22 protein-coding genes, 6 tRNA genes, 1 rRNA gene and 1 other annotated feature are annotated in these 26,096 nt (G+C 38.8%); of the genes, 26 read left to right on the top strand and 3 right to left on the bottom strand.

All coding sequences use genetic code 11. The annotated features are described in order from the left end of the window. The first annotated feature begins 40 nt into the window (after positions 1-40). The 12 genes from rrf (at position 41) to RHP56_RS09035 (ending at position 10,302) form a co-directional block, all read left to right on the top strand. Positions 41-157: ribosomal RNA gene (gene rrf, locus RHP56_RS09090) — 5S ribosomal RNA — on the top strand. A 40-nt stretch (positions 158-197) separates the two neighbouring features. Further along, a tRNA-Ser gene (locus tag RHP56_RS09085) sits at positions 198-288 on the top strand. A 4-nt stretch (positions 289-292) separates the two neighbouring features. Beyond that, positions 293-365, top strand: a tRNA-Val gene (locus RHP56_RS09080). A 2-nt stretch (positions 366-367) separates the two neighbouring features. Continuing rightward, positions 368-441, top strand: a tRNA-Asp gene (locus tag RHP56_RS09075). A 98-nt stretch (positions 442-539) separates the two neighbouring features. Continuing rightward, a tRNA-Trp gene (locus RHP56_RS09070) sits at positions 540-613 on the top strand. 2 nt (positions 614-615) lie between these two features. Continuing rightward, positions 616-688 (top strand) — tRNA-His (locus RHP56_RS09065). Between the two features lie 26 nt (positions 689-714). Then, positions 715-798: transfer RNA gene (locus tag RHP56_RS09060), tRNA-Leu, on the top strand. Positions 799-1,048: 250 nt separating this feature from the next. Continuing rightward, entirely contained in the window at positions 1,049-4,657 is a 3,609-nt protein-coding gene (gene rpoB / locus RHP56_RS09055) for a DNA-directed RNA polymerase subunit beta (protein WP_011680408.1), read from the top strand. A gap of 23 nt (positions 4,658-4,680) precedes the next feature. Beyond that, complete coding sequence (gene rpoC / locus RHP56_RS09050) at positions 4,681-8,343, top strand: DNA-directed RNA polymerase subunit beta' (RefSeq protein WP_011680407.1); 3,663 nt, start codon at positions 4,681-4,683, stop codon at positions 8,341-8,343. A gap of 215 nt (positions 8,344-8,558) precedes the next feature. Continuing rightward, positions 8,559-8,966: a Mini-ribonuclease 3 gene (locus tag RHP56_RS09045; protein WP_102753796.1), complete on the top strand. Its 408-nt coding sequence runs from the start codon at positions 8,559-8,561 to the stop codon at positions 8,964-8,966. Further along, complete coding sequence (rlmB, locus tag RHP56_RS09040) at positions 8,963-9,712, top strand: 23S rRNA (guanosine(2251)-2'-O)-methyltransferase RlmB (protein ID WP_010287895.1); 750 nt, start codon at positions 8,963-8,965, stop codon at positions 9,710-9,712. Before RHP56_RS09045 ends, rlmB begins: the two co-directional genes overlap by 4 nt. Before the next feature lie 38 nt (positions 9,713-9,750). Beyond that, positions 9,751-10,302 carry a sigma-70 RNA polymerase sigma factor region 4 domain-containing protein gene (locus RHP56_RS09035; protein WP_011680405.1) on the top strand — a complete coding sequence of 184 codons (552 nt, stop codon included), beginning with the start codon at positions 9,751-9,753 and terminating at the stop codon, positions 10,300-10,302. A gap of 22 nt (positions 10,303-10,324) precedes the next feature. On the opposite strand, the gene RHP56_RS09030 is transcribed toward RHP56_RS09035, so the two are convergent. Beyond that, positions 10,325-11,161, bottom strand: a complete 837-nt coding sequence (locus tag RHP56_RS09030; RefSeq protein ID WP_042252365.1) for an alpha/beta hydrolase — start codon at positions 11,159-11,161, stop codon at positions 10,325-10,327. Then, complete coding sequence (locus RHP56_RS09025) at positions 11,151-12,347, bottom strand: PTS transporter subunit EIIC (RefSeq protein ID WP_050884412.1); 1,197 nt, start codon at positions 12,345-12,347, stop codon at positions 11,151-11,153. The genes RHP56_RS09030 and RHP56_RS09025 overlap by 11 nt, the downstream gene beginning before the upstream one ends. A gap of 145 nt (positions 12,348-12,492) precedes the next feature. Here RHP56_RS09025 and RHP56_RS09020 point away from each other — a divergent pair, with 145 nt between their 5' ends. The 11 genes from RHP56_RS09020 to RHP56_RS08970 all read left to right on the top strand — a co-directional run bounded on the left by RHP56_RS09020 (position 12,493) and on the right by RHP56_RS08970 (position 21,989). After that, positions 12,493-12,633, top strand: a complete 141-nt coding sequence (locus RHP56_RS09020; RefSeq protein WP_002815850.1) for a teichoic acid D-Ala incorporation-associated protein DltX — start codon at positions 12,493-12,495, stop codon at positions 12,631-12,633. Between the two features lie 14 nt (positions 12,634-12,647). Further along, positions 12,648-14,177, top strand: coding sequence for a D-alanine--poly(phosphoribitol) ligase subunit DltA (dltA, locus tag RHP56_RS09015; RefSeq protein ID WP_050884413.1), 1,530 nt, complete (start codon positions 12,648-12,650; stop codon positions 14,175-14,177). Continuing rightward, entirely contained in the window at positions 14,170-15,378 is a 1,209-nt protein-coding gene (gene dltB, locus RHP56_RS09010) for a D-alanyl-lipoteichoic acid biosynthesis protein DltB (RefSeq protein WP_102753609.1), read from the top strand. The genes dltA and dltB overlap by 8 nt, the downstream gene beginning before the upstream one ends. Positions 15,379-15,448: 70 nt before the next feature. Then, positions 15,449-15,685 (top strand): D-alanine--poly(phosphoribitol) ligase subunit DltC, encoded by a 237-nt coding sequence (dltC, locus tag RHP56_RS09005; RefSeq protein ID WP_010292689.1) that lies wholly within the window; start codon positions 15,449-15,451, stop codon positions 15,683-15,685. A gap of 4 nt (positions 15,686-15,689) precedes the next feature. Continuing rightward, entirely contained in the window at positions 15,690-16,976 is a 1,287-nt protein-coding gene (dltD, locus tag RHP56_RS09000) for a D-alanyl-lipoteichoic acid biosynthesis protein DltD (protein ID WP_102753610.1), read from the top strand. A 70-nt stretch (positions 16,977-17,046) separates the two neighbouring features. Then, the gene (gene acpS, locus RHP56_RS08995; RefSeq protein ID WP_002815841.1) at positions 17,047-17,457 is read left to right on the top strand and encodes a holo-ACP synthase; all 411 of its coding nucleotides are present in this window, start codon (positions 17,047-17,049) and stop codon (positions 17,455-17,457) included. Then, complete coding sequence (gene alr / locus RHP56_RS08990) at positions 17,454-18,575, top strand: alanine racemase (protein WP_011680399.1); 1,122 nt, start codon at positions 17,454-17,456, stop codon at positions 18,573-18,575. Before acpS ends, alr begins: the two co-directional genes overlap by 4 nt. Positions 18,576-18,613: 38 nt before the next feature. Then, entirely contained in the window at positions 18,614-18,979 is a 366-nt protein-coding gene (locus tag RHP56_RS08985; protein ID WP_002815839.1) for a type II toxin-antitoxin system PemK/MazF family toxin, read from the top strand. An 80-nt stretch (positions 18,980-19,059) separates the two neighbouring features. After that, positions 19,060-19,761: a response regulator transcription factor gene (locus RHP56_RS08980; RefSeq protein ID WP_011680398.1), complete on the top strand. Its 702-nt coding sequence runs from the start codon at positions 19,060-19,062 to the stop codon at positions 19,759-19,761. Continuing rightward, positions 19,742-21,040 (top strand): sensor histidine kinase, encoded by a 1,299-nt coding sequence (locus RHP56_RS08975; RefSeq protein ID WP_010280580.1) that lies wholly within the window; start codon positions 19,742-19,744, stop codon positions 21,038-21,040. The genes RHP56_RS08980 and RHP56_RS08975 overlap by 20 nt, the downstream gene beginning before the upstream one ends. A 91-nt stretch (positions 21,041-21,131) precedes the next feature. Continuing rightward, positions 21,132-21,989, top strand: a complete 858-nt coding sequence (locus tag RHP56_RS08970) for a S1C family serine protease (protein WP_010280582.1) — start codon at positions 21,132-21,134, stop codon at positions 21,987-21,989. 93 nt (positions 21,990-22,082) lie between these two features. On the opposite strand, the gene RHP56_RS08965 is transcribed toward RHP56_RS08970, so the two are convergent. Continuing rightward, positions 22,083-22,409 (bottom strand): thioredoxin family protein, encoded by a 327-nt coding sequence (locus tag RHP56_RS08965; RefSeq protein WP_050884419.1) that lies wholly within the window; start codon positions 22,407-22,409, stop codon positions 22,083-22,085. Between the two features lie 155 nt (positions 22,410-22,564). Then, positions 22,565-22,863 (top strand) — a binding site (T-box leader). A 54-nt stretch (positions 22,864-22,917) separates the two neighbouring features. On the opposite strand from RHP56_RS08965, the gene RHP56_RS08960 reads away from it, so the two are divergent. The 3 genes from RHP56_RS08960 to RHP56_RS08950 are packed head-to-tail and all read left to right on the top strand — an operon-like array spanning position 22,918 to position 26,077. Further along, positions 22,918-23,835, top strand: a complete 918-nt coding sequence (locus RHP56_RS08960; RefSeq protein ID WP_102753611.1) for a homoserine O-succinyltransferase — start codon at positions 22,918-22,920, stop codon at positions 23,833-23,835. Next, positions 23,832-24,941, top strand: coding sequence for a trans-sulfuration enzyme family protein (locus RHP56_RS08955; protein WP_011680397.1), 1,110 nt, complete (start codon positions 23,832-23,834; stop codon positions 24,939-24,941). The genes RHP56_RS08960 and RHP56_RS08955 overlap by 4 nt, the downstream gene beginning before the upstream one ends. Beyond that, positions 24,938-26,077, top strand: coding sequence for a trans-sulfuration enzyme family protein (locus tag RHP56_RS08950; protein ID WP_011680396.1), 1,140 nt, complete (start codon positions 24,938-24,940; stop codon positions 26,075-26,077). The genes RHP56_RS08955 and RHP56_RS08950 overlap by 4 nt, the downstream gene beginning before the upstream one ends. Positions 26,078-26,096: the final 19 nt, after the last annotated feature.

Genomic DNA, 26,096 nt, shown 5'->3' with positions numbered 1-26,096 from the left:
AATTTGTTACTATTTAGTTTTGAGTGGCTAACACTCAAGGTGTCGTGTCGATAGCATAGAGGACACACCTGTTCCCATACCGAACACAGAAGTTAAGCTCTATAGCGCCGAAAGTAGTTGGAGGATCGCTTCCTGCGAGGATAGGACGATGCGGTGCCGTACATAGAAAAGAAGTAGAGAGCAGTAGGAAGATAATCGGAGAGGTGTCCGAGTCTGGCCGAAGGAGCACGGTTGGAAACCGTGTAAGCAGGGGAACTTGCTTCGAGGGTTCGAATCCCTTCCTCTCCATCATGGACGCTTAGCTCAGCTGGGAGAGCACCTGCCTTACAAGCAGGGGGTCACAGGTTCGATCCCTGTAGCGTCCATTGGTCGCATGGTCTAGCTGGTTAGGACGCCTGCCTGTCACGCAGGAGATCGCGGGTTCGAGCCCCGCTGTGACCGCTATAAAAGTACTACTGACAAACATGTACAAGCCAGTGTAATGTGGGGTGCAATTCCTCACCATGTTATTTCAGTCTAATGACTGAGCTTAAGGTTATAGGGATATAGTTAAACGGTAGAATAGCGGTCTCCAAAACCGTTGATGGGGGTTCGATTCCCTCTATCCCTGCCATGGCGGTAGTGGTGAAGTGGTTAACACACTGGTTTGTGGATCCAGCATGCGAGGGTTCGATCCCCTTCTACCGCCCTATAAGCTTTAGGGCTTTATATTATGCCGCTGTGGCGGAATTGGCAGACGCGCTGGACTCAAAATCCAGTGGTGGCAACACCGTGTGGGTTCGACTCCCACCGGCGGCATACACAAAAGTAACCGGGTGGTTGCTTTTTTTTTAATTTTCTGTATAATTGACTATTGTAGTACTGTGAATAAATTCGGAATTTTGCGAAATATTGTCCGCAATCCCTTTATATTGAGGCAAACGTTCACTGCGGAAACAGCGGCGATTGCTTTTTTTGTGCCTATTGGCAAGCAAAATTGGTGGAATATCTTGTTTTGTAATCATATTGTAATATCAAAACACAGTAAAAAACAAATGAGGTGATAAATGTGGTAGGACATTTAGTAAAATACGGTAAGCACCGTACTCGTCGTTCATATGCTAGCATCAAAGAAGTACTTGATGTACCGAATTTGATTGAAATTCAAACGGCATCATATCAATGGTTTTTGAACGATGGTATTAAGGAAATGTTTGGCGACATTATGCCAATCGATGATTTCCAAGGTACTTTATCTTTGGAATACGTTGATTATCAATTAATGGAACCAAAATATAATATTGACGAAGCACGTGAGCATGATGCAAACTATTCTGCACCACTACACGTTACATTACGTTTAACGAACCACGAAACTGGTGAAATTAAGTCGCAAGATGTATTCTTTGGTGATTTTCCATTAATGACAGAGCAAGGAACGTTCATTATTAATGGAGCAGAGCGTGTTATTGTTTCACAGCTTGTTCGTTCACCCGGTATTTATTATAATCAGACAACTGATAAAAACGGACGTCCGCATTTTGGAACGACTGTTATTCCTAACCGTGGCGCATGGTTGGAGTATGAAACTGATGCCAAGGGCATTGCTAACGTCCGCATTGATCGCACGCGTAAGTTGCTAATGACTGAATTAGTACGTGCACTTGGATTTGGTTCGGATTCAGACATTATTGATATTTTTTCAGATCAATATGATGCATTGAACATGACCCTTGAAAAAGATGTCCATAAGGATATGTCAGATTCTCGTGTTGAAGAAGCATTGAAGGATGTATACGAACGTTTGCGTCCAGGTGAACCAAAGACTGCTGATTCATCACGTGCACTATTAGTTGCTCGTTTCTTTGATCCAAAGCGTTATGATTTAGCTTCTGTGGGCCGTTATAAGATTAATAAAAAGCTGTCACTTAAGACACGTTTGTTAAACCAAACATTAGCAGAAACATTGGCTGACCCTGATTCTGGTGAAATTATTGCTGAAAAAGGTACGTTAGTTGATAAGGAAGTTATTTCTAAATTAACACCATATTTGGATCGTGAAGATTTTAAGACAACAACATATACTCCATCAGGTGATGCTGTTCTTGAAGAACCTGTAACCCTTCAAAAAATCAAAATCGAATCTCCCGAAAACCCAGAAAAGACATTGTTGTTGATTGGCAATGGGCACATTGATGAAGATGATCGTACAGTACGTCCAGCTGATATCTTGGCAGGTATGAACTACTTCTTGAACTTGCAAGAAGGTGTTGGTCATGTTGATGATATTGACCACTTGGGTAACCGTCGTATTCGTTCTGTTGGTGAATTGTTGCAAAACCAATTCCGTATTGGCTTAACGCGTATGGAACGTGTTGTTCGTGAACGCATGTCAATTCAAGATGCCAACACGGTTACACCACAACAGTTAATCAATATACGTCCTGTTGTAGCCGCTGTCAAAGAATTCTTTGGTTCTTCACAATTGTCACAGTTTATGGATCAAACTAACCCATTGGGTGAAATGAACCACAAACGTCGTTTGTCAGCTCTTGGACCGGGTGGTTTGACTCGTGATCGTGCCGGCGTTGAAGTTCGAGATGTTCACTATACACATTACGGTCGTATTGATCCGATTGAAACACCAGAAGGTCCTAACATTGGGTTGATTAACTCGTTGGCCACTTATGGTCGCATTAACAAATATGGTTTCGTTGAAACACCATACCGTCGTGTTGATTGGACAACTCATAAGGTTACAGATAAGATTGATTATTTGACAGCCGATGAAGAAGATAACTATATTGTTGCTCAAGCTAACTCACCATTAAATGAAGATGGTAGCTTTGTCCACAACACAGTTATGGCTCGTTTTGGTGAAGAAAACATTGAAACACCAATTGATCGTATTGACTACATGGACGTTTCGCCAAAGCAGGTTGTTTCTGTTGGAACAGCTGCTATTCCGTTCTTGGAAAACGATGATTCCAACCGTGCTTTGATGGGTGCCAACATGCAACGTCAGGCAGTGCCTTTGCTTGATCCACATTCACCATTAGTAGGAACAGGAATTGAGTATAAAGCAGCTCACGATTCTGGTGTTGCGATGATTGCACGCGCATCTGGTGAAGTTGAGTATGTGGACGGCCGCCAAATCCGAGTTCGTCGTGAAGATGGTCAATTGGATACTTATGAATTGATGAAATTCCGTCGTTCAAACGGTGGTAAAAACTATAACCAAAAGCCAATTGTACATGTCGGTGAGCATATTGAAGCCGACGAGGTTTTGGCTGATGGTCCTTCAATGGAACAAGGTGAATTGGCCTTGGGGCAAAATCCCTTAATTGCTTTCATGACTTGGCAAGGATATAACTTCGAAGATGCCATTGTCTTAAATGAACGTTTGGTCCGTGAAGATGTTTATACTTCAATTCACATCGAAGAATACGATTCAGAAGCGCGAGACACAAAACTTGGACCGGAAGAAATGACTCGTGAAATTCCTAACACTGGTGAAGATCAGTTGAAGGATTTGGATGCGGACGGTATTATTCGTGTCGGTGCTGAAGTGCACGATGGTGATATCTTAGTTGGTAAGGTAACGCCTAAGGGTGTTACTGAACTTTCTGCTGAAGAACGTTTATTGCATGCCATTTTTGGCGAAAAAGCGCGTGAAGTACGTGATACATCATTACGTGTTCCTCATGGCGGCGGCGGTGTCGTTCAAAACGTTCGTATTTATACACCTGAAAATGGTGATGAATTAGCACCAGGTGTCAACATGATGGTTCGTGTTTATATTGCACAAAAGCGTAAAATTCAAGTCGGTGATAAGATGGCTGGTCGTCATGGAAACAAGGGAACTGTTTCTGTTGTTGTGCCAGAAGAAGATATGCCATATATGCCTGATGGAACACCTATTGACATTCTATTGTCACCCATGGGTGTGCCATCACGTATGAATATTGGGCAAGTACTTGAATTGCACCTAGGATTTGCTGCCAAGAAACTTGGTATTCATGTTGCTTCACCTGTCTTTGATGGTGCCAGTGATGATGAAATTGAAATGGCCTTACGTGAGGCTGGGTTACCACAAGACGGTAAGTCAGTTGTCTATGATGGTCGCACTGGTGAAGCTTTTGACAAGCGTGTTGGTGTTGGTGTCATGCATTATATGAAACTAGCGCACATGGTTGACGATAAAATTCATGCACGTTCAATTGGTCCTTACTCACTTGTTACACAACAGCCTTTGGGTGGTAAAGCCCAGTTTGGTGGACAGCGTTTCGGTGAAATGGAAGTTTGGGCTTTGGAAGCTTATGGTGCAGCTTACACATTGCAAGAAATCTTGACGTATAAGTCAGATGATGTTGCAGGCCGTGTTAAAGTGTATGAATCAATTATTAAGGGTGAACCAATTCCTCGTCCTGGTGTACCAGAGTCTTTCCGTGTTTTGGTCAAAGAATTGCAGGCACTTGGCTTGGACATGCAAGTACTAGATGGTGCAGGTGATGAAGTTGAGTTGCGTCAAATGGATGAAGATGATTCAATTTTGCCTGTTGATGCACTTGAAAAGCTAGCCCGTACAAATCCTGATCTGTTAAACAAAGATGATGAAGAAGTTGCTGCAGCCTTCTCTAAGGTTGAAGAACAAAGTCAAACATTTGAGGAAAAATAATTTAGAAAGGTAACAGCAAATAGATGGCAATCGATGTTAATAAATTCGAAAGTATGCAAATCGCTTTGGCTTCCCCTGATAAGATTCGTTCATGGTCTTATGGTGAAGTAAAGAAGCCAGAAACGATTAACTATCGAACACTTAAGCCAGAAAAAGACGGTTTGTTCGATGAACGTATTTTCGGACCTACAAAAGATTATGAATGTGCCTGTGGTAAGTACAAGCGAATCCGATATAAGGGTATTGTTTGTGACCGCTGTGGTGTTGAAGTAACATCATCAAAAGTTCGTCGTGAACGTATGGGTCACATCGAATTAGCTGCTCCTGTTACACATATTTGGTATTTCAAGGGAATTCCTTCACGTATGGGACTTGTTTTAGACATGTCTCCACGTTCACTTGAAGAAATTATATATTTTGCTTCTTATGTTGTTATTGAACCAGGTGATGCACCTGTTGAAAAGAAGCAAATGATGACGGAACGTGAGTACCGTCAACTGAAAAAAGAATATGGTGCTGGCTTTAAGGCTGGCATGGGCGCAGAAGCAATCAAAGAATTACTTGCAAACGTTGATTTAGCTACGGAAGCTGATGAATTAAAGCGTGAATTGCAAGAAGCAACAGGACAAAAACGAGTACGTGCGGTACGTCGTTTGGACATTATTGAAGCCTTTCTCCAGTCAGATAACAAACCTGAATGGATGGTAATGGAAGTTATTCCAGTTATTCCTCCTGATTTGCGTCCGATGGTTCAATTGGAAGGTGGCCGTTTTGCCACGTCTGATTTGAATGATTTATATCGCCGTGTTATCAACCGTAACAATCGTTTGAAGCGTTTGCTTGATTTGAATGCGCCAGGCATTATCGTGCAAAATGAAAAGCGTATGTTACAAGAAGCTGTTGATGCGTTGATTGATAATGGTCGTCGTGGTCGTCCGGTTGCTGGTCCAGGTAATCGTCCATTGAAATCACTTTCACACATGTTGAAGGGTAAGCAAGGTCGTTTCCGTCAGAACTTACTTGGTAAGCGTGTTGATTATTCTGGTCGTTCGGTTATTGATGTTGGACCTTTCTTGAAAATGAACCAAATGGGATTGCCTGTACCAATGGCTATTGAACTATTCCGTCCATTTATCATGAAAGAATTAACAACACGTAAGTTGGCTGGCAATGTCAAGTCTGCTAAACGCAAGATTGATAAAGCTGACGGCGACGTGATGGATGTCTTGGAAGATGTTATCAAGGAACACCCTGTTCTTTTGAACCGAGCACCTACATTGCACCGTCTTGGAATTCAAGCGTTTGAGCCAGTGTTAGTTTCAGGTAAAGCAATGCGTTTGCACCCATTGGTTACTGAAGCCTATAACGCCGATTTCGATGGTGATCAGATGGCCATCCACGTACCATTATCTGATGAAGCACAAGCTGAAGCGCGTTTGTTAATGCTTGCTGCTGGGCATATTTTGGCACCTAAAGATGGAAAGCCAATTGTTGCGCCATCACAGGATATGGTTATTGGAAACTACTATTTGACTACTGAAGAAGCTGGTCGTGAAGGCGAAGGAATGATCTTCTCTAGCGTTGATGAAGCACGAATTGCTTTTGCAAGCAAGGTTGTTCATTATCATACACGAGTAGGTATTCAGACTTCTTCATTCCCAAGCGAAAAGCCATTTACTGACGAGCAACGTTCAAAGATTATGATCACTTCGGTAGGTAAGTTATTCTTTAACGAAATTTTGCCTTCAGATTTCCCATATATCAACGAACCATCAGAAGATAACTTTAAGCGAGTTGATGATAGTTTCTTTATTGATGCTGGTGAAAATATACATGATTATTTGGCTGATACATCGATCGTTAATCCTTTCAAGAAGGGCTTCTTGTCAGATATTATCGCTGAAGTATATAAGCGTTATAAGGTGACAGAAACTTCATTATTGTTGGATCGTATGAAAGATTTGGGTTACGACAAGTCTACTGAATCTGGTTTAACAGTGTCAATGACGGATGTATTGGAATTAGAGGAAAAACCTGCTATTCTTGAAGACGCTCATAGTCAAGTTGCCACAGTAACAAAGCAGTTCCGTCGTGGTTTGATAACTGATTCGGAACGTTATCAACGTGTAACCGAAATTTGGACAAAAGCCAAGGATATTATTCAAGACAAGTTGATTGAATCGTTTGAACCAACGAACCCTATCTTTATGATGCAAGATTCTGGGGCTCGAGGTAACATTTCGAACTTCGTTCAATTAGCTGGTATGCGTGGATTGATGGCTGGACCTGGTGGTAAGATTATTGAATTGCCAGTTACAGCTAACTTCCGTGAAGGTTTGACAGTGATGGAAATGTTTATTTCTACTCACGGAGCTCGTAAGGGAATGTCAGATACGGCCTTGAAGACAGCTAACTCAGGTTACTTGACACGTCGACTAGTTGATGTGGCTCAAGATGTTATTGTACGTGAGTTTGACAATGATTCAGATCGTGGTGTTGCTGTTCAAGCAATTATGGATGGCACATCTGTGGTTGAACCATTGTACGATCGTATTCTCGGTCGTTATGCAATGAAGTCTGTATTTGACCCTGAAACAGATGAAAAGATTGTTTCACGTAATGAAATGATTGATGAAGATGTTGCCAAGAAGATTGTGAATGCTGGTATTAAAGAAGTAACTATTCGTTCAGTCTTTACATCAACAACGGAACACGGTGTTTCAGTGCTTGACTATGGTCGAAACTTAGCATCTGGTGAAGAAGTTGAAGTTGGTGAAGCCGTTGGAACTGTTGCTGCACAATCAATCGGTGAGCCAGGTACGCAATTGACAATGCGTAACTTCCACACGGGTGGAGTTGCCGGTGGTAATGATATTACGCAAGGTTTGCCTCGTGTTCAAGAAATTGTTGAGGCGCGTATTCCTAAGGGACGTGCAGAAATTTCTGAAGTTACGGGTACAATTACTGTGATTGAAGAAAATCCTGCAGACCGCACAAAGTCAGTTACAATTGAAGGCGAAACTGATACAAGAACTTATACATTACCTTTGACAACACGTATGCGTTTTGGTGAAGGTGACGAAATTAAGCGTGGTGAGGCTATCAACGAAGGACCAATTGATCCTAAAGAGTTGTTAGCTGTTACAGACACTTTGACAACAGAATCATATATGCTAACTGAAATTCAAAAGGTTTACCGTTTGCAAGGTATTGAAGTTTCTGACAAACATATTGAAGTAATGATTCGTCAAATGTTACGTAAAATCCGTGTCATGGATCCAGGTCAAACAGACTTGTTGCCAGGAACATTAATGGATATCGCTGATTTCAAGCGCGCTAACGAACCAGCTTTGTTTGAAGGCTTAGTACCAGCGACTGCTCGTCCAGTTCTGTTGGGAATTACTAAGGCTGCGCTTGAGACAAATTCATTCTTATCTGCCGCATCCTTCCAAGAAACAACACGTGTTTTGACAGATGCTGCTATTCGTGGCAAAAACGATCCACTTGTTGGTTTGAAAGAGAACGTTATTATTGGTAAGATTATTCCTGCCGGAACTGGTATGGCTGAATATCGTAAGATCAAGAGTAAAGTTGTCGGGGATGTTATCGCTCAACCTGAGTCTGAAAGCGAAGAAGCTTCAGATATTCCTAAGTTAGACGATGTTGCAAAAACATTTGACAACTAAAAGCATAGTATTAAAAAACACTTATCATATATGATAAGTGTTTTTTTAATTATAAAAAAAGTATTTTTAAAACAAATGTGCATATTATGCCAAAAATGATACCGTTTATGCCAAAGAGCTTCTCATATTCATTAAAAATAGGTAAACTTAAATAGTTCTGCAGAACATTTATTGAAATTTGTACGCAAGTCAATATAATTGCGTATAATTGAATTATGCATAATTTAAATTACAGACAAATGAACGGATTATCGCTGGCTTATATTGGCGATGCAATCTATGAACTAGAAGTACGACGGCACTTATTGTCTTTAGGCTTAACAAAAGTAAATGAACTACAAAAACGTAGTAAACATTATGTTTCCGCGAAAGCGCATGCTGCGTTATTTGAGCAAATGATGGTAAGCAATATCCTAACCGATGATGAATTAGATTATTTCAAACGTGGTCGTAATGCTAAGTCACATACAAAAGCAAAAAATACTGATGCCATTACGTATCGAATTTCAACAGGTGTTGAAGCATTATTTGGTTATTTGTATATGTCTGAACAACATGAGCGCATCTTAGAACTAATGACATGGATTTTTGAACAGGTGGAGACAGGGAGTACAAACAAATGAAACCAACAGAATCAACAGAATTCGTTTACGGGCATCATGCCAGTGTTGAATCGTTAAAAAGCACGCAAGAAATAAATAAGGTTTGGCTACAAACAGGATTACAAGACAAAATTCGTAACGAAATTACGCAATTGGCCAAGAAGAAGAAGTTGGTTATTCAGCAGGCACCAAAGTCAAAACTAGATGAGCTAACCGATGGTGGTAATCATCAAGGTGTTGTTTTAAGTGTGGCGGCCTTTGAGTACGCGTCAATTGATGATTTATTTGAACAGGCTGACAAAAAAGGCGAAGCACCATTTTTTGTCATTTTAGATGGCATTGAAGATCCACACAACTTAGGGTCTATTTTGCGTACTGCTGATGCAGCTGGAGTTCACGGTATTATTATTCCAAAACGTCGGGCAGTTCAACTGACGGCAACCGTTGCTAAGACATCTACTGGAGCCATTGAACATGTTCCTGTTGCTCGAGTGACGAACTTAGTAAATATAGTGGAAGAGCTTAAGAAGCGTAATGTTTGGGTTTTTGGAACAGACATGGCTGGTGATGATTATCGCCGTTGGGATGCAAATGGCGCGGTAGCGTTGATTATTGGTAATGAAGGGAGAGGCATTTCGCCATTATTAAAGAAAAAAGTTGATGGTATGGTCACGATTCCAATGGTGGGGCATGTTCAGAGTTTGAATGCTAGTGTTGCTGCTAGTTTGTTGATTTATCAAGGATATAATTCACGAAATCCGTTATAAGTAGTTGATTAAACTACTAATATGGCGGGAGTATATAATTGGGGACAGATAGATTAATTGGAGCAGTTATCGCGGCGCAAAGGGGGCACGAATTTGCGTATAATGTATTGATTAAACATTTGAAAGCGGCTATATTTGATGTGCATTCGCGAAAGATTAGCGGTCGAATGAAACAGGATGATTGGTATTCAGAGGGATTAGAAATCCTGATGAAGTGTGTACAAAAGTATGATTGTAATCGACCACGGGCTAAATTTTCGACTTATTTTATTACGGCGTTATCAAATAGGGCTACTGATTTAGTTCGTCATCACTACACTGAAAAAGCGCAATTTAACTATAAAATGCTGGCTATGGATGACGATTTAACGACTATTAATGTGGGAACTGACACATATAATCCAGAGCATATTTTTGCATTGCGTGAATCACTTTCAAAAATAAATATGGCTGAATCCGTTGCTTTCAAAGAAGCACTATTACAAATCATAGGGGTACTTAAATATGATATTGAAGATAGTGAAAAAAGACGATTTGAGCAAATGCAATATCGTTTAAAAAAGATCATACAAGAGATTGCTATAAAATAAAAGCAGCCCATCTGGGCTGCTTTTATTGTGGTTTTCGAAAGTTATTATTAGTGTTTTCCTTAAGTATATGTTCTTGTATTAATTTCACAACTTCTGTATTTTCTGGGAGACTTGAATGTTGCGCATCATCTCCAGAAACAGTAATTTGAGTATAGGATTTGACATGTTTTTGAAAAATATACTTTCCGGCTAAAACACTTTGAACTGGAACGATTCCGTCATCTGTATAATCTTCAGTACCAGCTATCGAATACATAACCAAATTAGAGGGTAATTTGGTATTTTTTTCAATAAAGTCTTTTAACATGACTGTGCGACGTTGTGATGAGGACTCAGAGAAGTTAAAGGGGGTACCTAGCGTCATTAAAGTTGCCATATTGAAACTATCAGAACTGTAGTAATTTTCTAAATATCTAGTCCAAATGAGCCCGCCGTTTGAGTGGCCAATTCCTTGGAAATTATGGAAATGATAACGATCTTGTAAATCAATAAGAGCAGTATTTAGCCACTTAGCCTGCTTTTTAATATTGTCGTAACCATCAGCATTGTTTTGAAAGCCAACGACAATAAATGGTTGCTCATCACTAGATCGAATTTTGCCACTGTATACCAATTTACCATCTTTAGTGACCCAAACTTTTAAAATATCGTGTCGCTGGCTCTTAGTGTTGAGCTTAGTTAATAGACTATCAAATCGATTGACTGAAGCACTTGAACCCGGAATTAGAATAATTGGTGACATATGTGATGTTTGTATTTTCGATTGTGTGGTACGAGTGTGGACAACCCAACTATGACTAAAAATACCAATTACTATTAATAATATGAAACTGGATAAGATGATTAGTTTATTTCTCATTTTGTACCTCAGCGTTATCAAGTTCGATAAATGGCTTGTAAATCAATACCGTCAACCCAAAGACTATTGCTACCACAATTAAGGAAGATAATTTACTGCTTCCTAAGAATGCAGTTAATAAATTAGGAGCATTATTTGGTATCACTAGGGAAGCCGGCTTTATCAAATGTGTGGCAATTGCTACATAGCCAACCAAGGTGCCTGCTACGCTAGACAAAATCATAGGAACCAACATTAGAGGTCTTAAGAATAATGGTAATCCAAAATAAAGCAATTGATTATTATTGAATAAGCTAGGGAATACGGATAACAGTCCTAAATTTTGCTTTCTTTTTGATGACATAAATAAAAGTAAAAAACTAATTGCTAGTGTATTGCCAATGCCACCAAGTAATGAAAACGTACCATACACACTATAGAGATTTTCAGGGTATGGCAATGTCGCGTGAGTATTTTTCAAAATAACATCTAAATTTTTGACGACAGCATTAATTGTTGTTTGATTGGAAGTTAGTTCGTTCGGCAATGCAATGCCTAACCAATACAAAACTGGTGCACATGCTCCTACTAGTAGGAGACCAACGAATGTTGTGAAGAAATTAGATGACAAAATACTACTGATTAGTAACTGTAACGTAGTTTGTTGAACATACGGTTGAACCAAAAAATAGAGGCCAAGGATAAAAGCGGACCAAACTAAAAATCTTGCCGAATAAGGTTGTAGGGTTTTACGAAAGAGTCTTTGGTATTGATAATAGGATTCACTACTGAGCAAAGTTAATACGGTGACCACTAAATATTGTGAAACATTATGTGAAAAATCCTGTGTATTGACAGTGAAAAGGAGGTAGGTGGCCAAAAAATTGGTTAATATTGGTAATATGTTATTTTTTATGCCGCGGTAGATTAGGTATTTATTTGTCAAGGCAGCGGCAAAAATCATGAGAATAACGACGTCCAAAATAGAAAGAATTATTTGCAGGCCTGTTATTTTTAAATTGATATTAAAAATGACAGGGAATAAAGCATTCGGTGCTAAAAATAATACGAACAACAGACGCAAGTAAACGTCGATTGCCAGAACGGGGAGTGTTTGTCGCATTGCTGAGAATATTGCTTGGAAAACATGGTTTTTTAATACAATATTGTCTAGTTTAACAATAAGCGAGAAACATTTTTTAATCATAGTAATCTATCGTTCCATTCTTTGATATATAAATTTAACATTCTGAAATATGTATGTTATAATAAGGTTCATTATATTATTGACGATACTTTAAAGTTAAAATAAATAGCTTTTAAAGAGACAATTTATACGGGGGTTACTGCGAATGTTAAAGCATTTTTTCCAACATCCAGTTATTAATTTTGTTGGGCGTACTGTTTTTTATTTCTTAATCATTTTATCACTTTTGTACTTATACGGCTATTCTGGCGTTGGGGAAGGACATTTTCTTTACAATGAATTTTAAATGGGGGAGCACACATGATTGATAATGTGTTAAAACAGGTTGATCTCATCGCGACAACGCAGCCTAAAAAAGTTGCGTATGATGAACTGGGGGAAAAGCATACTTATGAGCAACTGAAAAAAGCATCTGATAGTTTAGCTCATGCTTTAGATGAACTAAATTTGCCGGAAAAAGCGCCAGTTATGGTGTATGGTGGGCAGCAATTTGAAATGATTGCCAGTTTCTTAGGCAGTGCTAAATCAGGGCATGCCTACATTCCAGTTGATGTTAATTCAGCAGAGGAAAGATTGACAGATATTATTGAAATTGCTAAGCCTGCAGTGATCTTAGCTATTGATGAGTTACCAACATCAATTTCAGATATTTTAATGATTGATAAACAACATCTGGATCGTATATTTTCTACGAATGTACCTTATGAATTGACACATTCTGTTCAAGAAAATGATAATTTTTATATTATTTTCACTTCTGGGACAACAGGGCGTCCAAAGGGCGTTCAAATTTCACATCATAATTTACTAAGCTTTACTAATTGGATGATCGGCGACACATTTGACTGGCAAGAAGGCAGTAATGTGTTATCACAGCCACCATATTCTTTTGATTTATCAGTGATGGATTGGGTTCCCACAATTGTTACGGGTGGGACTTTGAAAGCATTACCCAAATCAGTAGCTGAGGACTTTAAACTATTATTTGCCACTTTACCAAAGTTAGATTTAACTACATGGGTGTCGACGCCATCATTTGCTGATGTTGCCCTTCTGGATCCAGAATTTAATCAAGCGAACAATCCAAATTTGAAGGTGTTTTTGTTTTGTGGCGAAGTACTAACACGTACGACAGCAGAGAAGTTACTAGCGCGCTTTCCAAAGGTGAAAATATACAATACGTATGGGCCGACAGAAGCCACAGTTGCTGTTTCAAGTATACGCATTACCAAGAAAATCATCGAAAACTACGATAAAATGCCAATTGGGTACGTAAAGAAAGATACGTTAATTAGTATTCAAGATAGCAATGACCAAGAAGTTTCTTCTGGGGAAAAAGGCGAAATTGTGATTTCTGGCCCTTCGGTTTCCAAAGGTTATTTGAACAACCCTGAAAAAACAAATGACGCTTTTACGAAATTTAACGGTGAACAGGCATATAAAACCGGTGATTTAGCAACAGTTGATGAAAATGGTTTGTTGCATTATAAAGGACGTAGTGATTTTCAAATCAAATTACATGGGTTCCGAATTGAATTGGAAGAAGTTGCGCAACAATTACAACAAAGTCAATGGATAGAACAAGTAGTCGCTGTTCCACGTTATGACGCTGATGGTAAAGTTAAGCAGCTGTTGGCCATTGTGGTGCCCAAAGAAAATGACTTTTCTAAACCTATGTTGTTAACAAATGCAATTAAAGATGGCATGAAAGACATTATGATGCCTTATATGATGCCGAGTCGATTTATATATCGCGAGTCAATGCCATTAACACCAAATGGTAAAATTGATTTAAAAGGGTTGATTGCTGAGGTGAATGGCAATGCTTAATCTACAACCCTATGCAGATCCGCAGTACTTCATTATTTTATTGTTGGCTCTAGTGCCTCTAGCCATTGGTTTATACTTTGGAAAGCGTATAGCTTGGTATGAAGTGCTGGTCTCACTTGTCTTTATTTTCTTGATGTTTGATGGTGAGAAATACCATGAAGGTATCGCATTAATTATCTACATGATTTGGCAATGGCTGCTTGTTTGGGCCTATACTTTGTATCGTAAAAAGTACAACCAAGCTTGGGTGTTTTATGTCACAACTATTTTAGCTATCTTGCCACTAGTATTAATTAAGGTTGCACCAGTTGCTAATTGGTTGCAAGTGACAACCTTACTCGGATTTATGGGTATTTCGTATTTGACATTCCGTTCAGTTGGTATGGTGATGGAAATACGTGATGGTTCGATTCAAGAATTTAATCCTTGGCTTTTCTTGCGGTTCATGCTGTTTATGCCAACAATTTCGTCAGGTCCTATTGATCGGTACCGTCGTTTCGTGAAAGATGTTGAGAAAGCACCGACACGCGATAAGTATCTAGAAATGCTTGGCAAAGCTGTCAAATACCTTTTCATTGGTTTTTTGTATAAATTCATCGTGTCTCATGCTTTGGGAACGGTATTAATGCCAAATGTTGAGCGTATGGCGATTATTTCTGCACACGCTCAAGGCGGATGGTCATGGTGGATAATAGCGTATATGTATATTTACGGTTTGAATTTATTTTTTGACTTTGCTGGATATTCAATGTTCGCTGTAGCAACTGGGTATGTGATGGGAATTGAAGTGCCAATGAACTTTAATTTACCATTTTTGTCCAGAAACTTAAAAGAGTTTTGGAATCGTTGGCATATGACTTTATCATTTTGGTTCCGTGACTTTGTCTTTATGAGACTCGTGTTTCTGATGATGAAGAAAAAATGGTTTAAAAGTCGAGTCACAACGTCAAACGTGGCTTATATCATTAATATGTTGATTATGGGATTTTGGCACGGATTGAAATGGTACTATATCGCTTATGGCTTGTTTCATGGTGTTGGTCTTGTTGTCAATGATATGTGGTTACGCTATAAGAAAAAGCATCACGTACCGCATAATAAATTTACGAATGTGTTAGCGATTGTGATAACATTCAACGTAGTAATGATTAGTTTCTTACTATTCAGTGGTTTGTTAGACAAAATCTGGTTCCAACGTTAGTGTAAAGAAAACTAATAGAAAATAATAGCTATTATATAAATGATAGTATTAGAAATCGAGGGAAAAAATAATGGACTTGAAAGAACAAATAGTAGAAATCTTAAACACAATTATTGGTGAAGACATTTCTGACCAAATGGACGATGATTTTTTTGAGAATGGGTTGCTAGATTCAATGGCAACGGTAGAATTATTGCTTGATTTAGAAAGTAAGTTCAATATTCAAGCACCTGTCTCTGAATTTAATCGTGATGAATGGAACACACCAAACAAGGTAGTTGCTAAAGTTGAATCATTGATTGGATAAAAAAATGCTGAAAAAACGGGGGCTATGGTGGATATTTGGTCCAGTAATCTTGGCATTCGTCATGGTTACTGCACTATTTTTGGCACCATTTTCATTAAATTATTTATCAAATAAAGATATTCAAAAAGCGTCTGTGTCATTTTCTAAAAATGTTTTTAAAGGCGAAAGCGTCAAAATGGCGGCCTTTAGTAATTCAAAGACAAATTATGTCCCTTTCTTTGGGTCAAGCGAACTCCTCCGTTTGGATACAATGCATCCAACGGTGTTGGCAGCAAAGTATAAGCGTAATTATCAGCCATTTTTGCTTGGTCAGGCTGGAACAGAATCTCTTTCGCATTACTTGGGGATGCAAGAAATGACACCGGCTTTGCATAAAAAGCAGGCAGTATTTATTATTTCGCAACAGTGGTTTACCAAACGTGATAGTAAGTGGGCATTTCCACAGTTTTACTCACCGTTGCAGACCGTTAACTGGTTACGAAACATTAAGACAATTAGTGCAACTGATCGATTTATTGCGAAACGATTATTGGAACAAAAACAAATTAGTGACAATAGCTTTTATGCTCGTCTCATTACAAAGATTAAAAATAATGAGCCTTTGTCAGAAACTGATCGGAGCTTGCTAATGTTACGAAATAGAATGTTATTGCGCGAAGACCAACTATTCTCAAATTTTGCAGTATCTAATAATTGGGATAAGCAAGTTGAACCAGCACTAAAGTCGTTACCAAAAACTGATAATGTATCGTTGTTAGAGCGGGAAGCGATGAGAGTTGCGAAGAAGCAAACTGGTAATAATAAATTTGGCATAAAAAACTCATTTTTCAGAATGCGAGTCAAACCAAGTTTGAAGAAGCTGGAAAACTCTCAAAGTCATTTTGATTACCGACAGTCTGATGAGTATTCCGACTTTCAGGCTGTATTACAAGAGTTTGCAAAAGAGCATACTGACGTTTTGTTCATTATTCAGCCTGTTAATAAAAGGTGGTCAAAGTATACTGGGCTGAGTACAAAAAGATATTATCAGAGTGTGGATAAAGTAAAAAAACAGTTAAAGTCACAAGGCTTTAACCAAATTGCTGACTTTTCTCATGATGGTGGACATAAGTACTTTATGCAGGACACCATCCATATGGGATGGCGAGGATGGGTAGCTGCTGATACGAAAATAAAGCCCTTTTTTGCACGAGGTTATCAAGAACCAACATATCATATCAATGATAATTATCTATCCAAAAAATGGCAAAATTTGATACCAACAGACAAAAATCTTAAAAACTTTAAATAATAGGGGTCAAAAGGGTTAAGTGTAGGCAAAAAAACTTTGTCAACACTTGACCTTTTGTTACAATAGAACCATGATTATAGGAATTGGAAATGACACAGAAGCGATCAGTCGAGTTGCAGAAATAGTCGAGCGTCAGAAGAGTTTTATAACACTCATTTTGACGCCGGCAGAACGTGCTGCAGCGGCCGAGCGAAAAGGTAAGCACCAAAACGAATATATTGCCGGACGTTTCTCTGCCAAAGAGGCTTTTTCAAAAGCCACCGGCTATGGAATCGGTGAGAAAGTTCAGTGGCAAGATATTGAAATTTTGAATGAGCCAAATGGTCGACCTGTAATGAAAGTGAAAAACTTCCCCTATCATACCTATGTTGCAATCACACATAGCGGTGATCAAGTGAATACGGTTGTTGTTATTGAACGTTTGACACTGCTGGAAAAAATGAGTATAAAGCTGTTTCCTAAACGAGGAGTATTATCATGACAGACAATGATATATTATGTTTACGGCCGACATGGCTAGATATTGATTTAAAGGCAATTCAGACCAATGCTAAATTAATTATGAGGCATGCGGGCGCACAAAGATTGATTGCTGTGGTTAAAGCCAATGCTTACGGACACGGTGCAAAACAAGTTGTGGGGGCTTTATTTGAGGTGGGTGTCTATGATTTTGCGGTAGCGACGATTGGTGAAGGTGTTGACCTGCGTAAATATTATCCCCAAGCAGAAATAAATATTTTTCTACTTGGTGTCCAAGATGTTACCCAAACAGAAGTTATGGTGGAAAATCGTTTATCACCAGCTGTTGGAACAACTGAATGGCTTGATGAGGCAGTAAATTACATCAAAGATGGGCAGAAACTAGATGTTCAATTAGCTGTTGATACTGGTATGGGTCGAATGGGTGCTCATTCAGCAAGTGCTGTTGAAGACATGTATCATCTGATTCAAGGTACTGAAAAGTTTCAATTGGCTGGTGTGTTTACTCATTTTGCCACAGCTGATGATAATAATCAAAACTATTATGATGAACAAGTCCAGCGTTTTTATCAGTGGGTACAATCAGCTGGTATTCCTAAACAGTACTGGCATTTAGCAAATTCAGGGTCTGCGATTTGGCATCATGATGAAATTTATACGGATACGATCCGGGTCGGTTCTGTGCTTTATGGGTATAATCCTGGTGCCCCTGAAAAAAAGATGCCCTTACCCTTGAAACCAGCCCTACAATTGAAATCAAAGTTGGGGTCAGTACATCAATTGACAACTGGCGAGTCAGTAAGTTATGGTGCAACATATACGGCAGAGAAACCACAATGGATAGCTACTTTGCCTATAGGTTACGCAGATGGCTATCTGCGTCGCATGAGTGGTATGAAGGTCTTGGTCGATGGACATATTGAACATGTAATTGGACGTGTCACAATGGACCAGATTGTGATAACATTAAAGCAGAAATACCCTGTTGGAAAAACTGTAACTTTGGTTGGCCTTGAAGGTGAGAATCAAATATCGGTAGAAGAGATTGCGGAATATGCTCAGACGATTCCGCATGAAATACTAACAAATTTTGGTGCTCGGTTGCCTAGAATTTATTAAAAAGCGTCTCACGACGCGTACATAGAAGTGAGAATATTATGACAGAAGAACATCAAGCAGTTATGCGTGGTGACGTATTTTACGCCGATCTAAAGCAAGGAATAGGCTCTGAGCAGGCTGGGGTGCGGCCCGTTTTGATTATTCAAAATGATGTAGGAAATGCCAATTCCCCTACAACTATTGTCGCTGCGATAACGTCCCAAATTTCTAAACCGAAGTTGCCAACACATGTATTATTACCTGAACATATGAGCGGTATGAAAAGAGATTCAGTCATTTTGGCAGAGCAAGTGCGAACAATAGATAAGCGCCGCTTACGTGACAAAATTGCACATATAAATGCTTCTTCAAATGAAATGCAACTTGTGGCACATGCTTTGCGGATTAGTGTGGGGTTGAAGTAAAGTTGTCACTATATTTAACTTATTTTTAACCTACGATTTGTATAATAAATGTAATAAAACAGGTAAACAGGAATATGAAAATGTCAAAAGCAATTAAAATACTATTAATCGAAGACGATGTCAATCTAGCAGATAATGTTGTTGGTTTTTTGCAGGACTTTGCAGATATCAATGCTGTTACAGATGGACTTGATGGTGAATTTGAGGCGCAAGAAGCACCGTATGACCTGATTATTTCTGACCTCATGCTACCTGGCGAAACTGGCTTAGAGTTGATCAAAAATTTGCGCGCAAATGATGTTGAAACGCCAGTTTTGATTTTAACAGCAAAAACTTCACTGGATGATAAAATAGAAGGTTTCAATGTTGGTGCTGATGATTATTTAACGAAGCCCTTTCATCGAGAGGAATTACTTGTTCGTGTAAAGGCACTTTTGCGCCGTTCAGGGGTCTATTCTGAGGATAATACGCTAGCGGTTGGGGATGTGATGATTAACCTAGAAAATCGCGGTGTGCAAGTGCATGGTCAACCGGTTAAATTAGTCGGTAAAGAATTTGATATCTTAACTTATCTTGCACAAAACAAAAATATTATTGTCACTCGTGATCAAATTTTTGATCGCGTATGGGGTATTGATTCAGATACGACAATTAACGTTGTTAATATTTATTTGAATAACTTACGTCGAAAATTAGAAGCCGTTGGACAAAATAATTTAATTAAGACCCTACGTAATATAGGGTTTATTCTAGAGGTAGAGGATGCCGAACGCAATCAATAAAAAGCAGCAAGTACGTGGATTTATCTGGTTACTCGCCAGCTTTTTTGTTATATTTTCAATTTTAGCTAGTGTCATTTTCGTATCATACACTCGAACGGTCTTTAACAGTGCGGATTCTGCAATCAATCAGACGCTTTCGATGTATGATAGTAATGGTTTACTTTCAACTTCTGACAAGGATGTCAAGAAGCCACAACCTTTGTATAATAATACCAGCACGCGAACAGAAACATGGTTATTTGACAAAAATGGTAAGTTGATAATTGATAGCAATACGGAGGATACACGTCAAGCAGCTTTGCAAAAAGCGCTACAACAAGCTATCAAATTTGATAAAGCAACAATGACGGTTAAACCCAATACCTATAAATTTTATGGTAATTATTACCGAATCATTGGTTTTCAGTTCAAGAAAAATGCTGCTAAGGGCTATAATCAAATTGCAGTCCATGGTATGGTAACGGTTAATGTTACAGACACCATGGATAACTTGAATAATTTTAAGAAAGTATTGTTCTGGTCCTTTGGTCTTTTTGGTATTTTGTTAGTGATAGTATCATATTTAATTGCTCGGCGAAATATGAAACCAATATTAAAATCCTGGCAACAACAACAAGACTTCGTTAATAATGCGGCTCATGAATTACGGACACCTATGGCCGTTATTCAAGGTAAGCTAGAGACAATGCTGACAAAACCGGAATCAACGGTTCGTGATCAGTCAAATGCTATTATTTTATCGCTTTCTGAAGTGCGACGGTTAAATTCTTTAACAAATAATATGTTAACGTTAGCAAAAACAGGGTCTAATATGACCACCATTGAAAAAGAATCAACGGATGTCAAGCAATTCTTAGAAAACATTATTACACCATATCAAGAAATGGCAGAGTTTGAAGAGAAAGCTGTGACACTTGAGGTTGATGTAAATCAAGCGATCTTTATAGATCAGAAACGAATTCATCAGTTACTAGTTTTGTTACTTGATAACGCATTGAAGTACTCAGATGCTGGTGCGACAATTGCTGTGAAAGCAGGTATTGAAAAGAAAAAGTTTGTCCTCACCATTGCTGATAGCGGTCGAGGAATTAGTGATGAGGCTAAAAAACATGTCTTCGATCGTTTCTATCGTGAAGACAAAACTGGTAATCGTCAAACTGGTGGTACCGGACTTGGATTATCGATTGCTGAATGGGTAGTTCATGCTCACGGTGGTAAAATAACAGTAGCAGATAATCAGCCGCAAGGTACTGTTTTTAAAGTCATTTTACCCCTTTAATGTTTAATTTACTTTATGTCATTATTATGGATATAATAGGGTGTGGATTTTGTCAGAAAAGCAATAATGTACACATATGAAAGGGCGAGTTATGAAAAAGCATTCTTTAATTATCGTTGCTATAGTTTCGGCATTGGTAGCAAGTTTTGTTGTCTATTCTGGATTGCAACCAGATTCTTGGTTCCAGCAACGTACAAATACAACAAAAACAAGCAACTCAGCTGGTACAACAACTATTGCCAAAACAGCTTACACAAGTAGTGATACGGCAACAACGGCTTATAACAAAGTGAAAAACGCTGTGGTTACCGTTCAGAATTTACAGAAAACATCGTCAAGCAGTAGTTGGTCATCATATTTCCAGCAAAATCAGCAAGATAGTAGTTCTGAATTGGAAACAGCATCAGAGGGTTCAGGTGTTGTTTATAAAATTTCTGGTGGCTATGCGTATATTATTACCAATAATCACGTGGTAGCTGATTCTGATGAATTACAATTAATTACCGCTAGCGGTAAAAAAATTCAAGCAACTATCGTTGGCACAGATTCAAGCAAAGATTTGGCTCTGTTAAAGGCAAAAACCACAGATATCAAAACATCAGCATCCTTTGGTAATGCCAAAAAACTGCAGTCTGGTCAACAGGTCTTAGCAATCGGCTCTCCTTTGGGTTCTGATTATGCTACTTCTTTGACTAGCGGTATTGTTTCAGCCCCACGCCGCACACTTTCTGCTGAAGAAACGGGTTCTTCAGCAACTACTGCTATTCAGACAGATGCCGCTATCAATCCTGGTAATTCTGGTGGACCATTGATTAACCTAAAAGGTCAAGTAGTTGGTATTAACTCGTCTAAAATAGCTTCTTCTACGGACGGTACGAGTGTTGAAGGCATGGGATTTGCTATTCCAGCAGATATTGTTCAGACATTTATTAAGAATACTGAAAAGTAGTAACTAACATATTAACGCAATATAGAAAGAGCCCATAATATCACAAGTTTAGTAATTTCTTGCGATATTTATGGGCTATTTTTGGCATTAAAACTAAAGTGTTGAATGATACCAATCTACGATTTCTTTTGGTGTTAGGCGTTCGCCGTGTCCGATGCGTGAAATTTCTTGTCCATTTTCAAACAAAACAAAAGATGGAATACCACGCATGTTGTGTTTTGTTGCGACATCAATATTTTCGTCTCTATCAGCATCAAACCATTCAGCAGTTTGTGTAATTTCATCTTTGATAGTTTGAATAAAAGGCTTTATGGCTTTACAATCACCACACCAATCTGCAGAAAGAAACATGACATGACGACCGGGCTTGTTTATATGTTCCTCAACAGCTTCATTTGAGTTATGTGTTGGTTCGTACATAATTTATTTACCTCACTAAATTCTAGTAGAATTGTACCATAAAGTAGTTTTTAATGCTGAATATAAAACCGAGATGAAAGAAGATATAAAAAAATACCATGAGAAATATTAAAAACTATTGACATATATCAAATTAAAAGTTATAGTAATAATCAATATAAACGTTGAAAAGATAAGTACATCTTTGAATCTTAGTTAGAGAGCTCGTGTTTGGTGAAAGCGGGTAAGATAATTAGTTGGAAAATGGTCTTGGAGTTTTTTACGGATACGAGCAAGCGAACACTCATATGTGTTACGCGGTAAGTTGAAATCGGGCGTCCCCGTTACTGGACAACGTATAAACCAAAGCTTTCACAGATGTTCTCGACGAAATTTTTTGGCGTACGTTTGGAGGTGTAAACTTGCAATGTTTACATAAATACCGGGTGGTAACACGTCAATTAACGTCCCGTAGTATCTTTAGATACTACGGGACGTTTTTTATTTTTTAAGAATTTGGAGGGAACGTATGAGTGTTATATTAAATAACGGTTTGTTGAAGCGTGAAAGCTTTGTAATCGGTCGTTTTGAAGTATTAGAACCGACTATCAATATACTCTTGGTCAACTTAATGCCTAATCGATTACAGACTGAAAAGCAGTTCACAAGATTGTTGAGTCATTTACCTATCAATGTGCGAGTAACATTTGCAGTACCAAGTGAGCATGAAATTCGCCACGACACGGATGCAATTATGACTAACTATGTCACACTCAACGATATTTGGCACAAAAAATTCGATGGCATGATCGTTACAGGTGCGCCAGTGGATCGCATGAAATTTGAACAAATCGACTATTGGGATGAATTTCGTCATTTACTAGAATGGCGAAAAACACATGTAACTGAAAGTCTATTTGCATGTTGGGCAGCGTATGGCGCTGGCTATGCAGAGAGAAACTTTCCTGTTAAAGCCTTGTCAGAAAAAATTTCGGGCGTCTTTCAAGCTAGCCAAATTTTTAAACGTCATTCATTATTAAAAGATTTGGAAAACATTAGTATGCCACAATCTCGTTACTTTACGGTACCAAATTTTGGTGTGGCTAGACGCTTGAAAGTTGCTGGTGACGATATTTTGGGCGCATTTATTTTGAGGGATGAACATGTAAACTCAACCTACATTACTGGACATTTCGAATACGACACTGAGACTTTAGAGAACGAATATCTTCGTGATATAGCAATTGACCCAAACACAATTAAGCCTAAGAACTATTTTTATAATAATAAACCAACCAATACATGGCAGACTTATGCTGAAAAATTTTTTGTAAATTGGGGGGAACTGTTGATGGAAAAGATGATTTCATCAAGATCAACAATACCAACATTAAATCAAGAGAGGAACAAGCTGGGTCTAGGGACCTCGCAATGTAAATACTTATGAGCATTAAAATTGATACATTATTAGCACAGGGCGGTAACGGCAGTGATGACATTAAAACAGGGGCAGTAGTTAGTCCATTGTATTTTTCAACGGCCTATCGACATCCCAATTTGGGTGAATCATCTGGCTTTGACTATGCACGTTTACAAACACCCACACGTCAAATATTGGAAGAGCAGTTAGCGGATTTGGAACAGGGCGTGCAGGCATTTGCTACCAGCTCTGGTATGGCAGCGATTGATCTTTTGTTTGCGTCATTGATTAAAAATGGTGACCATTTTGTTACCTCGGATGATCTATATGGCGGCACATATCGCTATTTCGATGCCATTGTTGAACAGAGTGGCGTGAGCTATGATGTTTGGAATGGGGTGGATGACATTTCGACCTTAATTAACGAAACCACGCGACTTGTTTGGTTGGAAACACCATCTAATCCAACGATGAAAGTAATCGATATTCAGAAGTTAAGTGCAAAAGTAAAAGGCATCAATCCTGATATTTTAATTGCTGTTGATAACACTTTCTTAACACCTATTTTTCAACAGCCATTGACACTTGGCGCGGATATTGTCGTTCATTCCGCCACAAAGTATCTTGGTGGACATAATGATATTTTGGCTGGAGCAGTAATTGTTAATAGTGATGATTTAGCTGAAAAATTAGAAATATCACTGACGACACGCGGACAGGTTTTAGATTCGTTTAGCTCTTGGTTATTGTTACGTAGCTTGAAAACGTTGCATCTTCGGATGCAACGCCACAATGAAAATGGTCAATATTTAGCCAAAAAATTACCGTGTATTCCCGGTATAGATAAAGTCTTATATGCTGGTGTTGGTGGAATGTTGAGTTTTTATTTGTCAAACGATTATGATGTAGATGCTTTTTTGAAAGGATTACAAATCGGGTCTTTTGCGGAAAGCTTGGGTGGTCCAGAAACGCTAATTACGATTCCTGCGGTGCAAACACATCACGATATGAGTCAAGAGCAGCGTGATCACTTGGGTATTACCAATCAATTGGTGCGTGTGAGTGCCGGATTAGAAGATAAAGAGGACCTATTGGCAGATTTAAGGCAAGCAGTTGAAGGAGCAAAGCGATGAGTGATTGGACAAATATTATTGATGCAGCAACAACAAATGATCCACTGTCAGGTGCAATTAATACACCGATTCAACTAAGTTCAACCTTTAGTCAAAAATCTTTTGATGAATTTGGAGAATATGACTACGCTCGCTCTGGAAATCCCACTCGTGACGCGGGTGAAAAAGCATTAGCGCAGCTTGAACATGGAAAGTACGGGTACCTTTTTAGTACTGGAATGGCAGCAATTAGTAGTGTGCTGTTTACCTTATCAGCTGGGGATCATATTGTTGTTAGTAAACATGTTTATGGCGGCACATTTCGAGTTTTAGAAGATGTTTTGCCACGCTGGGGTATCACACACGACTTTGTTGACTTTAGCGATTTGGCAGCAATCGAGCAGGCTATCAAACCAGAGACCAAAGCATTGTATATTGAAACACCCTCAAACCCAGTTTTGAACATTACTGATATTCGAGCGGTAGTTGGTATCGCAAAGAAACATCAGTTGTTTACAATTGCTGATAACACATTTTTATCACCATTCTTGCAGAAGCCTTTGGATCTAGGTGTTGACATTGTGGTTCATTCGGCAACAAAGTTTTTGGCAGGACATTCTGATATTCTTGCTGGTGCTGTCGTAGTTAATGATAAAAAATTAGCAGACCAAGTTTATTTTATTCAAAATGCGGTCGGGGCAACGCTTAGCGTTTTTGATACGTGGCTGTTATTGCGTGGCATAAAGACACTAGGTGTTCGTATGACGCATTCAAGTGAATCAGCGCATAAAATAGCTGAGCATTTAGAGGCTCATGAAAAAGTATCAAATGTCTTATACCCAGGGTTAAAAACACATAAAGGCTATGAAATTCATGCTTCACAAGCTAAAAATGGTGGGGCGGTGTTGAGCTTTGATGTAGGCAGTCAAGAAAATGCTAAGAAAGTAGTGGAGTCCTTACATATCCCAGTATTTTCGGTTAGTTTAGGAGCAGTGGAAACAATTATTAGTTACCCGCCAAAAATGAGCCACGCAGAGTTAAACGTGGATGAGTTGGCCAAATGCGGTATTACACCTGGTTTGCTACGCTTCTCGGTTGGATTAGAGGATGCAGATGATTTGATTGCAGATTTGGATAGTGCATTAGCCTTAATTTAGCTTGATAGATTACGTGTAG

Source organism: Leuconostoc sp. C5 (assembly GCF_056530425.1).
Note: the sequence above shows the minus strand (reverse complement) of the source record. Positions and strands in the feature narration are given on the sequence as shown.